The 13,860-nt window shown below is 69.6% G+C and carries 16 protein-coding genes and 2 pseudogenes; 1 reads left to right on the forward strand and 17 read right to left on the reverse strand.

Going from position 1 to position 13,860, the window contains the following annotated elements; translation table 11 throughout:
• Positions 1–80: 80 nt before the first annotated feature.
• The 15 genes and pseudogenes from ACFVT1_RS40410 to proS form a co-directional block, all read right to left on the reverse strand.
• Positions 81–341 (reverse strand): annotated as a pseudogene (locus ACFVT1_RS40410) (magnesium chelatase domain-containing protein); the annotation flags it as partial.
• Positions 341–700, reverse strand: coding sequence for a YraN family protein (locus ACFVT1_RS40415; protein WP_389805649.1), 360 nt, complete (start codon positions 698–700; stop codon positions 341–343). The gene ACFVT1_RS40415 and the pseudogene ACFVT1_RS40410, both read right to left, overlap by 1 nt.
• A 197-nt stretch (positions 701–897) precedes the next feature.
• The gene (locus tag ACFVT1_RS40420) at positions 898–1,206 is read right to left on the reverse strand and encodes a DUF2469 domain-containing protein (protein WP_003965949.1); all 309 of its coding nucleotides are present in this window, start codon (positions 1,204–1,206) and stop codon (positions 898–900) included.
• Positions 1,207–1,270: 64 nt separating this feature from the next.
• A complete protein-coding gene (locus tag ACFVT1_RS40425; protein ID WP_389805652.1) occupies positions 1,271–1,759 on the reverse strand; it encodes an NUDIX hydrolase in 489 nt (162 codons plus the stop codon).
• Positions 1,749–2,495 (reverse strand): signal peptidase I, encoded by a 747-nt coding sequence (lepB, locus tag ACFVT1_RS40430; RefSeq protein WP_389805655.1) that lies wholly within the window; start codon positions 2,493–2,495, stop codon positions 1,749–1,751. The genes ACFVT1_RS40425 and lepB (ACFVT1_RS40430) overlap by 11 nt, the downstream gene beginning before the upstream one ends.
• Positions 2,496–2,545: 50 nt before the next feature.
• Positions 2,546–3,442 carry a signal peptidase I gene (gene lepB, locus ACFVT1_RS40435; protein WP_389805677.1) on the reverse strand — a complete coding sequence of 299 codons (897 nt, stop codon included), beginning with the start codon at positions 3,440–3,442 and terminating at the stop codon, positions 2,546–2,548.
• Positions 3,342–4,421, reverse strand: a complete 1,080-nt coding sequence (gene lepB / locus ACFVT1_RS40440; RefSeq protein ID WP_389805658.1) for a signal peptidase I — start codon at positions 4,419–4,421, stop codon at positions 3,342–3,344. The genes lepB (ACFVT1_RS40435) and lepB (ACFVT1_RS40440) overlap by 101 nt, the downstream gene beginning before the upstream one ends.
• Positions 4,414–5,184, reverse strand: coding sequence for a signal peptidase I (lepB, locus tag ACFVT1_RS40445; protein ID WP_389805660.1), 771 nt, complete (start codon positions 5,182–5,184; stop codon positions 4,414–4,416). Before lepB (ACFVT1_RS40445) ends, lepB (ACFVT1_RS40440) begins: the two co-directional genes overlap by 8 nt.
• Positions 5,185–5,229: 45 nt before the next feature.
• Positions 5,230–5,580: a 50S ribosomal protein L19 gene (gene rplS / locus ACFVT1_RS40450; protein ID WP_093899094.1), complete on the reverse strand. Its 351-nt coding sequence runs from the start codon at positions 5,578–5,580 to the stop codon at positions 5,230–5,232.
• A 166-nt stretch (positions 5,581–5,746) separates the two neighbouring features.
• Positions 5,747–6,568: a tRNA (guanosine(37)-N1)-methyltransferase TrmD gene (gene trmD / locus ACFVT1_RS40455; protein WP_389805663.1), complete on the reverse strand. Its 822-nt coding sequence runs from the start codon at positions 6,566–6,568 to the stop codon at positions 5,747–5,749.
• The gene (rimM, locus tag ACFVT1_RS40460) at positions 6,568–7,152 is read right to left on the reverse strand and encodes a ribosome maturation factor RimM (protein WP_389805666.1); all 585 of its coding nucleotides are present in this window, start codon (positions 7,150–7,152) and stop codon (positions 6,568–6,570) included. Before rimM ends, trmD begins: the two co-directional genes overlap by 1 nt.
• A 79-nt stretch (positions 7,153–7,231) precedes the next feature.
• Positions 7,232–7,471: an RNA-binding protein gene (locus tag ACFVT1_RS40465; protein WP_005311361.1), complete on the reverse strand. Its 240-nt coding sequence runs from the start codon at positions 7,469–7,471 to the stop codon at positions 7,232–7,234.
• A gap of 2 nt (positions 7,472–7,473) precedes the next feature.
• Positions 7,474–7,917: a 30S ribosomal protein S16 gene (rpsP, locus tag ACFVT1_RS40470; RefSeq protein WP_037689851.1), complete on the reverse strand. Its 444-nt coding sequence runs from the start codon at positions 7,915–7,917 to the stop codon at positions 7,474–7,476.
• 157 nt (positions 7,918–8,074) lie between these two features.
• The gene (locus tag ACFVT1_RS40475; RefSeq protein ID WP_072487235.1) at positions 8,075–8,668 is read right to left on the reverse strand and encodes a hypothetical protein; all 594 of its coding nucleotides are present in this window, start codon (positions 8,666–8,668) and stop codon (positions 8,075–8,077) included.
• Positions 8,669–8,896: 228 nt separating this feature from the next.
• Positions 8,897–10,312, reverse strand: a complete 1,416-nt coding sequence (gene proS, locus ACFVT1_RS40480) for a proline--tRNA ligase (RefSeq protein WP_389805670.1) — start codon at positions 10,310–10,312, stop codon at positions 8,897–8,899.
• Between the two features lie 239 nt (positions 10,313–10,551).
• On the opposite strand from proS, the gene ACFVT1_RS40485 reads away from it, so the two are divergent.
• The gene (locus ACFVT1_RS40485; RefSeq protein ID WP_389805671.1) at positions 10,552–11,412 is read left to right on the forward strand and encodes a class I SAM-dependent methyltransferase; all 861 of its coding nucleotides are present in this window, start codon (positions 10,552–10,554) and stop codon (positions 11,410–11,412) included.
• A 30-nt stretch (positions 11,413–11,442) separates the two neighbouring features.
• Here the strand turns inward: ACFVT1_RS40485 and ftsH are convergent, their stop codons facing one another.
• A complete protein-coding gene (ftsH, locus tag ACFVT1_RS40490) occupies positions 11,443–13,356 on the reverse strand; it encodes an ATP-dependent zinc metalloprotease FtsH (RefSeq protein ID WP_389805674.1) in 1,914 nt (637 codons plus the stop codon).
• 308 nt (positions 13,357–13,664) lie between these two features.
• Positions 13,665–13,860, reverse strand: a pseudogene (locus ACFVT1_RS40495) (signal recognition particle protein); the annotation flags it as partial.

Genomic DNA, 13,860 nt, shown 5'->3' on the forward strand with positions numbered 1-13,860 from the left:
ACGGCCACCCGCTGCGGTGTCGATGGCGCTACGAAGAATGGGGCTCATGGCCCCAGCCTGGCAGTTTAAGTAGGTCTTTCGCAGAGGTTTGCTAGATCGAAGCCGGAGCCGCCCTTCGGCACCGACGCCGGTGACAGACCCACCGTGAGCTTCTTCTGCGGCCACTCGGCCCCGGAATTCACCACCGCGGCCCTGACCCGGTCCCGGCTCTCCACCAGGCTCTTGTCCGGCAGCCCCACCAGGGTGAACGCGGCCACCCCCGCCTCCAGGTCCGCCTGGACCTCCACCACCACGCCCTCGACACCGACGAGCGCCACCGAACACGCCCGTGCGAACCCCATCAGGCCACCCCGCGCGCATGCTCGACAACGGGCGCCCCTCGCCTGGGCAGCACCACGCCGACCAGGTCGATCCGGACCCCGCCGGACGGCGGGCCGCCGTGCCGGTGGAGCCAGATCCCGGCCAGCCGTCGCAGCCGCTCCGCCTTGACCGGGGTGACGGCTGCCATCGGATGCTCGAAGGCACCCTTCCTGCGGGTCTTCACCTCGCAGACCACGAGTGCGTCGGCGTCCATCGCGACAATGTCGATCTCACCGGCACGACAGCGCCAGTTCCGTTCCAGTACGGACATGCCGGCGTCGGTCAGCAGCCGCGCTGCCAGATCCTCGCCGTACCGCCCGAGTGCCCCCCGTGCGTTCATATCGGAACCACCTCCGGGACCGACTCTGACGCGTTCGGTCCCGGCTCGTGGATCTTGGTGGACAACTCCGGGACTGTGGACAACCCGACCACCCGAAGGGGGGAATCAACCCCCCGAGACGGAGTCAGCCCCCGGAAGGGGGAATCATTCCTCGGAAACGGGAATCAATCCTTCCCGTATCCCCGCGGAGAACGGGCTCAGCCGCCCGGAAGTTCAAGATCGCTCTTGTTGAGCTCCTCGATGTTGACGTCCTTGAACGTCAATACCCGTACCTGCTTGACGAAGCGTGCGGGCCGGTACATGTCCCAGACCCAGGCGTCCGCCATGGAAACTTCGAAAAACACCTCGCCCTGAACCGAGTGCACCTGCATCTCGTAGTCGTTGGTGAGGTAGAAGCGCCGTTCGGTCTCGATCACATATTTGAACAGACCGACGACATCTCGGTACTCCCGGTAGAGCTTCAGCTCCATCTCGGTCTCGTACTTTTCGAGGTCCTCGGCGCTCATTGGCATGTTCCCCTTCAGCCGTGCGTGCCCCCATTGTGCGCCAGACCCCGGCGCCCCTGGGCGCTTAGGCGATTTCGGGGGCCAGGACCAGTGGCGTACGCGGAGGACCCTCGTCGAGCAGCGTGCGCAGCAGCTCGGCGAGCCTGGTCGGGTACACCGTCTCACGCGCCGCCGACAGTTCGGCGGAGGTCCACCACCTCAGACCCGTGACGCTGCGCTGCTCCAGCCCGGTCAGCCCACTGGTGTCGGTGGCGGTCTGCGTGGTACGTGCCAGGTAGTACCACTCGTCCTGCTCCCAGCGGCGCCCGTCGAACGGGAACGAGCACATCCGCTGCCAGAGCAGCGGGCCCAGCTCGACCTGGGTGATCCCGGTCTCCTCGGCGAGTTCGCGAAGCGCGGCCTGCTCCCGGGTCTCCTCGCCCTCCAGGCCGCCACCGGGGGTGAACCACCAGGTGCTCCCGGGGTCCTCCGGTTCGAACCCGTGCACGAGGAGGATGCGGTCGTCGGGATCCAGGAGCACCACCCGGGCGACCTTCCGCTTCTCAGTGTGCACCGGTCGTCACCCCTGCCCGCCTGCTCTGCGCCGATCGCGCGGACCGTGCCGCGATCGGGCCGTACGCGGCACCGCCGAAGATGAGCACCACACCGGCCACCACGGCACCGAGCTGCAACCGCAGCGGCCCCGGCGACGACACCCCGCCCGGGAGGGCGGCGAAGGCCTGCGGCCGCCCGATCATGCCGCCCATCGGCCAGGCGACGGCGTCCACCCGGGCCTGCACCGCGCTGCGCGGCACGGAGCCCTGCCCCGGGTCGTCCAGATGGACCCGCGAGTCCAGCGAGGAGGCACGCTCGTCACCGAGCAGGAAGAGCTGCCCCTCGGGCACGTCCGCCGTGAAGTCGTTCACCGAGGCCAGGTTCTTGGTGTGCAGATACGGTTCCTCAATGGATGTGCCGTTGATGGTGAGCCGGCCCTTGTCGCAGCAGGCGATCTTGTCGCCGCCGATCCCGACGACCCGCTTCACCATCGGTACCGCGCCCCACGTCGGATCCGTGAAGACCACCACGTCGCCGCGGTGCACCTCGCTGCCGTCGATCCGCTGGGCGAGCACCCGGTCGCCGGCGTGCACCGTCGGTGTCATCGACCCGGTCGGCACGGTGTACGGCCGGTACACCACGGCACCCCAGGCGAAACCGCCGAGGAAGAGCACACAGCCGACGGCCACGGCCAGCCCCGACAGCTTGCTGCCGAGCCGACCGTGGCCGTCACCCGTACGTCCTGTTCCACTCATCCCAGCGCCCCCACCTCGGAGATCGACACCCGCTGATCCGAGTCGGCACACTACCCGGCGGTACGCCCGCCGGTCAGCCTCCTGCGACGCCACAGCACGATGGGGATCGCACCGGCCGCGCCGAGCGCTCCGGGCGCCAGGCCCATCGCCGTGTTGATCCCCGGCTGGTCGAAGGTCTTCGGGACGGGCAGCGTCGCCCAGCGGTTGATCGGCCACGCCACGACGATGGCCCGGCCGACGACCTCGTCGTCGGAGACCGTGCCGCCGCCCGGCAGCTCCTGGTGGTAGCGGGAGTCGAGGGAGTTCTGACGGTGGTCGCCCATCACCCAGATCCGGCCCTCGGGCACGTTGATCGGGCCGAACGGCTCGTCGTTGCAGGCGGTGTTCCCCGGGAAGATGAACGACTTGTCGTCCAGAGCCTTGCCGTTGACGACGACAGGGCCGTCCTTCTTGCACTCCACCGTGTCGCCGCCGACCGCGATGACCCGCTTGATCAGGTCCTTCTCCTCGGCGGACGGCATCAGTCCGATGAAGCTGAGGAACTTCTGCACCACATTCGGATTGGCCGCCTGAGTGTCCTCCAGCCAGCCGCCCGGGTCGTGGAAGACCACGACCTCGCCCCGCTTGGGCTCCGCGCCGAACCACGGGGTCAACTTGTCGACCAGCACCCGGTCGCCCCGCTGGAGCGTGTTCTGCATCGAGTCCGAGGGGATCGAGAACGCCTGCACCAGAAACGTCTTGATCAGCAGCGCGAGAACCAGCGCGATACCGATGAGCAGAGGCAGCTCCTTCCAGAAGGAGCGCGGCTTCTTCAGGGCCGTACCGCCGCTGTCCGGAGAGTCGCCGTCACTCTCCGTACGGCCTGTCGCCCCGGCTGACTCGACATTCTCCGGATTTTCCGGCCGGTCCTCGGGTTCCTCGTGTCCGGATCGTGCGCCGACCGCCAAATCCCCCACATCCACTCCTTACTCCGTGCCACCGCCCGCGCCCTAGCCGGTGCAGGCCCACCACTCCCATAACGAGCGGGAGTTCCGCAGGGGTCGGGAGAGGGATCATTCCGTTGGGATCCTTGGACAACACACTATTCGACGGGCCCGAAACAGCGGCCGTCCCGGCGCGCGCGTCAGGGACCGAGTCGAATGTCTCCGGTTCCTCCAGTTTTCGCCAGTGCCCGAAGGGCCAGGCGATGACCACAGCACGTCCCACGACCTCGTCCTCGGAAACCGTTCCGTGCCCCGGCTCGTCCAGGTGGTAGCGCGAATCGGCCGAATCCGACCGATGGTCGCCCATCACGAAGATCCGGCCGGCCGGAACCTTTACCTCGAATTTGATGAGGGAGGGCGGATTACCGGGGTTCAGATAGGGCTCGTCGAGCGGTACGCCGTTGACGGTGATCCGGCCGCCCTTGTCGCAGCACTTCACGGTGTCACCACCGACCGCGACCACCCGCTTGATCAGATCCTGCTCGTCGTCCGACGGCAGCAGCCCGATGAAGGTCAGGGCTTCCTTCGCCTGTTTGACGACGACGGGCGGGGTCTTCTTCTCGGCATTCTCCTGCTTCAGCCAGTGGTCCGGATCCTTGAAGACCACCACGTCGCCGCGCTGGGGCCGGGATCCGAACCAGGGTGTCAGTTTGTCGACAAGCACCCGGTCGCCGATCCGGATGGTCTGCTCCATCGATCCCGACGGGATCACGAAGGCCTGCACCAGGAAGGTCTTGAGCACGAGCGCGATCAGCAGCGCCACGGTGATGAGGAGGGGTATCTCCCGGACGGCCGACCGGCGTCGCCGCCGCGCGACCTTGCGGGCCAGTCTGCGCCGCTCCGCCCTGGTCGGCCGCGAGCGCGCGGCCGTCGGCCGGGGGCCGGTCGACGGCGGTGTCTCCGAGTCGGCGGCCCCGCCCTGCCCCCGGTCCCGGTTACTCATGGGCCCCGCCCGGCGCCCGTACGCCGGAGAAGGCCGCGCTGCCCGGCAGCGAGCCCAGCCGGCCCAGCGGCCAGCCGATCCAGTCCACCCTGCCGATCACCATGCCGACCGGGACCATGCCACCGCCCGGCTCTCCCAGGTGGTCGCGCGAGTCGCGGGAATTGCTGCGGTGGTCGCCCATCATCCACAGCGTGCCGTCGGGGACCACGATGTCGAAGCGCACCCCGGACGGCACATCGCCCGGGTACAGATAGTCCTCGTCGACCGGGTGGCCGTTCACCTCGACCCTTCCCCGTTTGTCGCAGCAGACCACCCGGTCGCCCCCCACGCCCACCACCCTCTTCACGTAGTCGGTCTCGACGGGCTCCACCAGGCCCAGGGACGCTGCCGCGCCGTGCAGCAGTCCGGTGACGGGGTTCTCCCGGGGCGGCTCCTGTACGAAGGAACCGGTGCCGTCGAAGACCACCACGTCACCGCGGCGCGGTTCGGAGCCGAAACGGTACGCCAGCTTGTTCACCAGCACCCGGTCCCCCACTCGCAGGGTGGACTCCATCGAGCCGCTGGGGATCAGGAAGGGCTGCACCACGAAGGCGCTGACGAGCAGCACGAAGACCGAGCAGACGGCTCCGAGCACGGCGGTCCGCCGCCACGACGTCGAGGTGGTCGACCGCTCGGGGATACGCGAGGAGCGCGACCCCTCCTCCGACCCTGCTGCGGGTGCGAAGGAGCGATCGCGCTCCGAGGGCTTGGCTTCCGTGTCCATCGGGGCCAGAGCTTAACCGGCCGTCCTGTGGACCTGGGAGTCAGCTCAGTTGTCGCGCTTCTCCTTGATCTTCGCGGCCTTGCCGCGCAGCTCACGGAGGTAGTACAGCTTGGCGCGGCGGACGTCACCGCGGGTGACGAGCTCGATCTTCTCGAAGATCGGGCTGTGCACCGGGAAGGTGCGCTCGACGCCGACGCTGAAGGAGACCTTGCGGACCGTGAAGGTCTCGCTGACGCCCGAGCCCTGGCGGCGGATGACTACGCCCTTGAACTGCTGGATACGGGAGCGGTTGCCCTCGATCACTCGCACGTGGACGTTGACGGTGTCACCGGGGCGGAACGCCGGGACGTCGGTACGCAGCGATGCGGCGTTGACGCCATCGAGCAGGGAAGCCATGTTGTCTGCTTTCTTCGCCGATGCCACAGGTCATCGGCGGGAGTTCGTGAGGAGATGGGAGTGCTGATCGCGTCGGACGGGCGTCGGGACCACCCCCATGCGCATGGGGGTCAAAACGGTCGCTTCCCCCTGTGGCAGGGGCGCACGTCGGACGTACAGCAGCGGCCTATTGTTCCACGGCCTCGGGCCTGCGCCAAAATCGGCCCCCGGGCTCCGGGGACCAGCCGAGGATGGAGAGGATCTCGCGGTCCTTCTTGTCGAAGCCGCTCGCCTCGCAGCGCTCGATCAGATCGGGCCGGTGGAGCGCGGTGCGACGGAACGCCTCGTCCCGCCGCCAGCGTGCGATCTTCCCGTGGTGCCCGCTGAGCAGGACGTCCGGGACGCCCCTGCCGCGCCACTCGGGCGGCTTGGTGTAGACGGGTCCCTCCAGCAGGTCGGCCATCGCGCCGGGGGCGAACGAGTCGTCCCGGTGCGACTCGGCGTTGCCGAGCACGCCGGGCAGCAGCCGGGCCACCGCCTCCGTGATCACCAGTACCGCGGCTTCCCCGCCGGCCAGCACGTAGTCACCGATGGATACCTCGACGACCGGCACGCGGGTCGCGTACTCGTCCATCACCCTGCGGTCGATGCCCTCGTAGCGGGCCGGAGTGAAGATCAGCCACGGCCGCTCGGAGAGCTCGACGGCGAGCTCCTGGGTGAACGGACGGCCGCTGGGCGTGGGCACCACGAGCACCGGGGAGTGCGCCCCCGCCTCGTACCCGGACGCCAGCGCGTCGTCCAGCGCCTCGCCCCACGGCTCGGTCTTCATGACCATGCCGGGGCCGCCGCCGTACGGGGTGTCGTCGACCGTGTTGTGCCGGTCGTGCGTCCAGTCACGCAGGTCGTGCACGTGCACGTCGAGGCGGCCGCGCGCGCGGGCCTTGCCGACGAGGGAGACGTTCAGCGGCTCCAGGTACTCCGGGAAGATCGTGACGACGTCGAGGCGCATCAGGCGTCCTTCCCGGTGCCGGGCGCCTCGTCCCCGCCGCTCTCCTCGTCGCGCGAGGAGTCGATCACGGCCTGGCTCTCGTCGATCAGACCGGGCGGCGGGGTGATCACCGCGCGCTGCTCGTCGAGATCGATCTCGGTGACGATCTCCTCGACGAAGGGGATCATCACCTCGCTGCCGTCGGGCCGCTCGACGATGAAGAGGTCCTGGGACGGCAGATGCGTGATCTCGGTGATCCGGCCGACCTCGGTGCCGTCGACGAGGACCACATCGAGGTCCATGAGCTGGTGGTCGTAGAACTCCTCGGGGTCCTCGGGGAGTTCCGCCGGGTCGACGTCGGCGATCAGGAGCGTGTTGCGCAGGGCCTCGGCAGCCGTACGGTCGCGTACGCCCTCGAAGCGCAGCAGCAGCCGTCCGCTGTGCACCCGGCCGGTCTCGATCGTCAGCGGTCCGGCGCCGGCCGGTTCGGTGGCGAGCACGGCCCCGGGCGCGAGCCGCAGCTCCGGCTCGTCCGTACGCACCTCGACGGTGACCTCGCCCTTGATGCCATGGGCACGGCCGATCCGCGCGACTACCAACTGCACCTTGTGTCTCTCCTGTCATACGACGACGGGCCGGGGCGGGCGCTTGGCCCTCCCCGGCCCGTGCCGGTGTTCAACTCTGTCAGCGAACCTGATCCACATCGACGAGGTCGACGCGGATGCCACGGCCGCCGATGGCGCCCACGACGGTACGCAGCGCGCGAGCGGTGCGGCCGTTGCGGCCGATCACCTTGCCGAGGTCGTCGGGATGAACCCGGACCTCCAGCACGCGACCACGGCGCAGGTTGCGCGAGGCGACCTGCACATCGTCAGGGTTGTCGACAATGCCCTTCACGAGGTGCTCGAGAGCCTCCTCGAGCATGCTCAGGCCTCGGTCGACTCGGCGGGCGCAGCCGCGTCAGCAGCCTCGTCCGCCTTCTTGTCGGACTTCTTCGCCTTCTGCGTGATGGCCTCGCCCTTGGACTCCTCGCCAGTGTCCTTGGCCAGGGCCTCGAACAGGGCGCGCTTGTCAGCCTTGGGCTCCGGCTGCAGCAGCGGCGCGGGGGCCGGAAGACCCTTGTGGGCCTGCCAGTCACCGGTGAGCTTCAGGATCGCGAGAACCGGCTCGGTCGGCTGGGCGCCGACGGACAGCCAGTACTGCGCACGCTCCGAGTTGACCTCGATGCGCGAGGGGTTCTGCACCGGGTGGTACAGGCCGATCTCCTCGATGGCCCTGCCGTCACGGCGGGTACGGGAGTCGGCGACGACGATGCGGTAGTGAGGCGAACGGATCTTGCCCAGACGCTTCAGCTTGATCTTGACTGCCACGGAAGTGGTGTCTCCTGGTCTATGACGTGGTTGGGCACAACGAAGATGCCACGTGGGGTTGCGGTACTCGGGTGCCCGATGGACGCGTCAGCCGGAGGAGAGAGGGGTCCTATGCGACTGTCGAGTACAGCTAGCCATTGTGCCACACCGCATCGGGTCACCCCACCGCGACCGCGGCTTCGGGGATGCGGAACGGCTTTCCGCAGCCGCCGCAGACGATCGGCGCCTGCGCCAGCACCGACGGGACGACCCGCACATTGCGTCCGCAGTCGCAGACGGCCTTGACGCGGACGCCCCCACCGGAGGAGCCGTGCCGGGCGGCCGGCCCGCGGAAGGAACGCTTGGTGTCGGCGGCGGTGGCGACCGTGTGCGCCTTGAGGGCGCGCTGCAGCCGCTCGATCGTCGGGCGGTACCTCCGCTTGGCCTCGGGGTTGAGCGCGACCAGCGAGAAACCGCTGCTGGGGTGGGGCTCCTCGGCGTGGTCGAGGCCCAACTCCTCGGCGATCGCGAGGAATCGTCGGTTGTGGTAGCGGCCGGCCCGCGAGGTGTCGCGGACACCTCTCGCGGCGGCGATGCCATGGACTGCCTCATGGAGCAGTCGCTCGAAGGAGAGCTCGGCGCCGCAGGCGGACGAGGACTCTCCGATCAGGGACTCGGGCGCGGCTAGATCCGGCAGCTCGGGGTGGTACCGCTGAATATCGGCCCACGCCTGCGCCAGCTCTGCGGCAAGTACAGGTGGTGTCGTGCTCACGTCGTGACAACGAGCGCGAGTGCCCCGGTGTTCCGATTCCGGGCCATCCCAAATAATTTGCACGTACCAGTCAGTTGCCGTTGATGCGTCCTGACGAGGGCGGGTGCGCAGATCTGCGGAGAAGTCTCACAGCTCGCACCAAGGTGGTATGTAGCGGCCCGTACGCCCGGACGCGTAGCAAGCAGCGTGGAGAGCAACCGTACGCCGGCCCGGGAGGCGGGTGGCGCGTCAGTAGGCGCGGGCCACCAGGGCGACAGTACCGGGGGCGTCGTCCGAATCCGGCACCGACCCGTCCTCGGCGACCAGGCACCGCACGGACACCCCGTGCTCCGCGAGCCGGGCCTCCCCCGCCGGGCCGAGGGCCGGCCAGGCGATACGCGCCCAACCGCCCGCCGCCGCCGCTTCCACGGCCTCCTCGGCCGACGCGACCTCACTGGTGGCCGACTCGCGCCTGCCCCGGGACTCCCGCAGCAGGGCCGCCTGATCCTCCTCCAGGAGGGCCGGGAGCAGCGCGGCCAGGGCCTCGATCGCCACCGGTTCCTTTCCACCGGGGACGCGCCGGGCCAGCATCGCGGTGCCGTTCTCCAGATCACGCGGACCGACCTCGATCCGTACCGGCACTCCCTTCAGCTCCCAGTCGACCGCGCGGCGGCCGAACGGGACGTCGGTGCGGTCGTCGACCTCGGCCCTGATCCCGGCGGCGCGCAGCCGCTCCCCGATCGACCGGACCGCGGTCAGCACCGCGTCGCCCTCCTTGACCGCGAGGACGACGGCCTGGACGGGGGCGAGGCGCGGCGGCACCCGGAGGCCGTGATCGTCGCCGTGCGCCATGATCAGGCCGCCGACCATACGGGTCGACGAGCCCCAGGAGGTCTGCCAGACGAGCTCCTGCCTGCCCTCCCTGGACAGATAGCTGGTGTGGAAGGCCCTGGCGAAATTGGTGCCGAGTTCGTGGCTCGTCCCCAGTTGCAGGGCCTTGCCGTCCCGCATCATTCCTTCGAGCGTCAGGGTGTTGACGGCCCCCGCGAAGCGCTCGGCCGGGGTCTTGCGGCCCAGGACCACGTCGATGGCCAGGACATTGACCATGAAGTCCGCGTAGACGTCCCGGTGGATGTGCGCGGCGTAGTCGCGGGCCTCCTCGTACGTGGCATGGGCGGTGTGGCCCTCCTGCCAGAGGAACTCCGTCGTGCGGAGAAAGACCCGCGGGCGCATCTCCCAGCGCACGACGTTGGCCCACTGGTTGATCAGCAGCGGCAGATCGCGGTGGCTCTGGACCCATTTCGAGAAGTACTCGTTGATGATCGTTTCGGACGTCGGCCGCACCACCACGGGCTCTTCGAGCTCTTTTCCACCGGCGCGGGTCACGATCGCGAGCTCCGGTGCGAAGCCCTCGACGTGCTCGGCCTCGCGTGTCAGGTAAGACTGGGGGATGAAGAGCGGGAAGTAGGCGTTCCGGGCGCCGGCCTGTTTGATCCGGGCATCCATCTCCTGCTGCATCCGCTCCCACAGGCCGTATCCGTACGGCCGGATGACCATGGTGCCGCGCACCGGACCGTTGTCCGCGAGTTCGGCCTTGTTGATCAGATCCTGGTACCAGCGGGGAAAGTCCTCGGCCTGGGGCGTGAGAACGGGTGCCTTTGCCATGGCGCGCATCGTACGGCGACACCGTCCACCACACAGAGCGACGGGCCCTGCCTCCACGGACCGGACCCACGGGCGCATCACCGCAGCACACAACCATTGCCATCAGACCTCTGGACGCGGGCGCGGATGCGCAGTTCTCTGACATACGGGGGGAACGGGCGCAGACGCGCAGGGGGGAGCATCCACTCGGGCACGACCGATCGGACACGACCGACCTCTCGGCGGATTGGGGCGCTTCCATGACACCAACGCTCGTCCGGCACCACAGCTACGCGGACACGGCCACCCCGGTGGACCCGGGGACCCGTGCCCGGGACTGGGCCGAGATCCAGGAGCGGATGCTCGCACCGCTGTACGAAGCGGTGTACGAGCGGCTCGAAGTGGGAACCGGGACCCGGCTGCTCTCCCTCGGCTGCGGCTCCGGTCTCGCACTGCTGATCGCGTCCGCGCGCGGTGTGCGCGTCACCGGCGTCGACAGCGATTCCGAACGGCTGGCACTCGCGCGGGCCCGGCTGCTGCCCGGCGCGGGGAGCGATGCCGGGCTCCCGGCCGGGCACGCCCGGCTCCTCGACGGTGATCCGTCCGAGGCCGCCCCGGCCGACGGAGCCCCGTACGACCTGATCACGGCGTTCACCCCGATCGGCTGCTCGTCCGGTGACGGCGAACGGCTCGTGGACGCGCTGCGAGCCGCCGTACCGCTGGCCGCCCGGGGCGGCACGGTCGTGCTGACCGGGTGGGGGCCGCCGGAACGGTGTGCGACGGCGCCGGTACTGCGGGTGGCGGGCCGGTTCTCCGACGATTCCGGGGCGCCGCGCGGCGGTGGCTGGCGGCCGTGGGAGCGGGACTATCTGGAGGAAGTGGCGTACCGGTCGGGTCTGAACCCGGACGGCTCGGGCCGGGTGGCGTGCCCGTTCGGGTACGCGGACGTCGACAGCGCGGTACGGGGGCTGCTGTCGACGCGGCTCTTCGATGCGGCGGTACGGGCGACGGACCGGGGCCGGGTGGCGAAAGAGGTCGCGGAGGCCCTCCGTCCGCACCTGCGCCGGGACGGCACGATCTGGATGCCGAACGTCTTCCGCTATCTCGTGTGCACCACCTGAACCCCGCGGGCGCCGTTCGGGCCGCGACGGCTACTTGGCCAGGCGGGGGATGCCCGCCGCACGGTAGGCCGCGGCCTCGTCGAGCGTCTCGTTCTCCAGCAGTGCCGCGGCCAGCGAGTCCAGCCTGTCCCGGTTCTCGCGCAGGAGCCGGCAGGCGGACTCGTAGCACTCGTCCACGATGCGCCGCATCTCGCCGTCCACCGCGTCGAGCGTCGCGGGGGCCGCGGAGAGCCCGTACGCCTGCTGGGCATCGCTCGGGATCGCCGTCAGCCTGCCCACCTTCTGGCTCATGCCCCAGCGGCCGACCATGCCGCGGGCCAGGTTGGTGACCTGTTCCAGGTCGCTCTCCGCGCCGGTGGTGACCACGCCGAAGACCACCTGTTCGGCGGCCATCCCGCCGAGCGCGCCGATGATGCGGCCGCGCAGGTACTCCTCGGTGTAGGAGTACTTGTCGGCGTCCGGCGTCGAGAGGGTGACGCCCAGGGCCCGGCCGCGCGGCACGATGGTGACCTTGCGGACCGGGTCGGCACCCGGCTGGACCATGCCGAGCAGGGCGTGCCCGCTCTCGTGGTACGCGGTCCGGTGGCGCTCCTCGTCCGACATGACCAGTGAGCGTTCCGCCCCCAGCTGGACCTTCTCCAGGGCGTCCGAGAGATCGGACTGGCTGACCTCGGGCTGTCGGCGTTTGACGGCGAGCAGAGCGGCCTCATTGGCGAGGTTGGCGAGATCGGCGCCGGTCATTCCCGGGGTCGTCCCGGCCACCTGGGCCAGGTTCACGTCGTCGGCGAGCGGGATCTGCCGGGTGTGGATCTCCAGGATCGCCTCCCGGCCGGTCCGGTCCGGCGGGCTGACCTGGACGATCCGGTCGAAGCGGCCGGGCCGGGTGAGGGCGGGGTCGAGGACGTCGGCGCGGTTGGTGGCGGCGAGGACGACGACCCCCTCCGAACCGGAGAAGCCGTCCATCTCGGTGAGGATCTGGTTGAGCGTCTGCTCGCGCTCGTCGTGCCCGCCCATGCCGGAGCCGCCACCGCGGGCCCGGCCGATGGTGTCGATCTCGTCGATGAAGACGATGGCGGGGGCGATCTTGCGCGCCTCCGCGAAGAGCTCCCGCACCCGGCTCGCGCCGACGCCGACGATCATCTCGATGAACTCGGAGGCCGATGCCGAGAAGAACGGCACCCCCGCCTCACCCGCGACGGCCCGTGCGAGCAGGGTCTTGCCGGTGCCGGGCGGTCCCGCGAGGAGCACTCCCCCGGGCATCCGGGCGCCCATCTTCCGGTATGCCTGCGGGTTCTTCAGGAAGTCCACGACATCGTTGAGCTCGCCCTCGACCTCGTCGATCCCGGCCACGTCCTCGAAGGTGGTGCGCTTGCCGGCCTCCAGCTCGACGGGCTTCGGCGGGGCCTTGCGCCCGAAGCCGCCCATCCCGCCGCCCATGCCCTTGGCCATCCGCCGGGCGATGAACACCCAGAGCAGGACGAGCAGCAGCATCGGGGCCAGCGAGATCAGCAGGTTGGCGAGGAAGCTGCGCTGCTGGACGACGGGCTCGGCGGTGACCATGACGTCGTCCTTGACCAGTTCGGCCCAGAGGTTGTCGTCCGCGAAGGCGGGCCGCTGGGTGACGAACTTGGTGTACGTCTTGTCGCTTCCCGGGACCTTCGCCTCCTTCTTGAGCTGTCCCTCGATGGCGTCGCCCTTGGAGTAGATCTTGGAGACGTTGCCCGAGGTGACCTGCTTGCTGAATTCCGTGTACGCGATCGTCCGCTCCTCCTCCCCGTTGAAGAAGGACAGCACCAGATTGGCGATCAGGTAGACGGCGAGCGCGGTCAGCAGCAGTCCGCCCCAGCCTCCCGGCATCTTCCGGCCCGGTGGCGGGGGCGGCGGCGCGCCCTCGGAGCGCCACGGCTGATCGGGTCGGTCGCGGGGAGGTACGGGGGTGGTCACGCGCTCTCCTCTGCCGACAGCAACTGAATGTGACATTAGATGAGAAAACGCCTCAGAGCTCCCGGTGGCCCCTTCCAGTGGGCCCACCGGGGGAAGCGAGGCCCGATGGATGCCCGTCCGGGCCGCGCGGCGCCGCTGAAGAGGCAGGCGGGCGCACCGTTCGCGATCACGTCCGTGCAAGGCACCGGGGCTTCCTGCCGCGGCCCGGCCGGGGCCGGGTCGGCCTCGGCTTCCCCGCACGGCGGGCATGCGCAAGGGGCGCCCACCCGCGGTGAGCGCCCCTTGCACATGCCGATGCCGTCGGCCGTTCAGCCCATGAACTTCTTGAACTCGTCGGGCAGCTCGAAGTCCTTGTCGTCCTGCGCCGGCAGACCGAACGCACCGCCCTGCGCAGCCTGCTCACGACGGACCGCGGCAGCCTGCTCCTCGGCCTTGCGCTTCATCGGGTTACCACTCTTACGCTTGCCCTTGGCCTGCTTGACCTGCTTCTTCTGCCGACCCGGA

The sequence above is a fragment of the Streptomyces sp. NPDC057963 genome (genome assembly GCF_042887155.1).
Lineage (GTDB): Bacteria > Actinomycetota > Actinomycetes > Streptomycetales > Streptomycetaceae > Streptomyces.

Coding starts and splice junctions, on each gene's coding strand:
- trmD (WP_389805663.1), bottom strand. CDS start 6,568: ATGCGCCTCGACGTCGTCACGATCTTCCCGGAGTACCTGGAGCCGCTG.
- lepB (WP_389805660.1), bottom strand. CDS start 5,184: ATGGACACGGAAGCCAAGCCCTCGGAGCGCGATCGCTCCTTCGCACCC.
- rplS (WP_093899094.1), bottom strand. CDS start 5,580: ATGGCTTCCCTGCTCGATGGCGTCAACGCCGCATCGCTGCGTACCGAC.
- proS (WP_389805670.1), bottom strand. CDS start 10,312: ATGGCAAAGGCACCCGTTCTCACGCCCCAGGCCGAGGACTTTCCCCGC.
- lepB (WP_389805658.1), bottom strand. CDS start 4,421: ATGAGTAACCGGGACCGGGGGCAGGGCGGGGCCGCCGACTCGGAGACA.
- ACFVT1_RS40465 (WP_005311361.1), bottom strand. CDS start 7,471: ATGCTCGAGGAGGCTCTCGAGCACCTCGTGAAGGGCATTGTCGACAAC.
- ACFVT1_RS40415 (WP_389805649.1), bottom strand. CDS start 700: ATGAACGCACGGGGGGCACTCGGGCGGTACGGCGAGGATCTGGCAGCG.
- lepB (WP_389805655.1), bottom strand. CDS start 2,495: ATGAGTGGAACAGGACGTACGGGTGACGGCCACGGTCGGCTCGGCAGC.
- ACFVT1_RS40420 (WP_003965949.1), bottom strand. CDS start 1,206: ATGAGCGCCGAGGACCTCGAAAAGTACGAGACCGAGATGGAGCTGAAG.
- ACFVT1_RS40485 (WP_389805671.1), top strand. CDS start 10,552: ATGACACCAACGCTCGTCCGGCACCACAGCTACGCGGACACGGCCACC.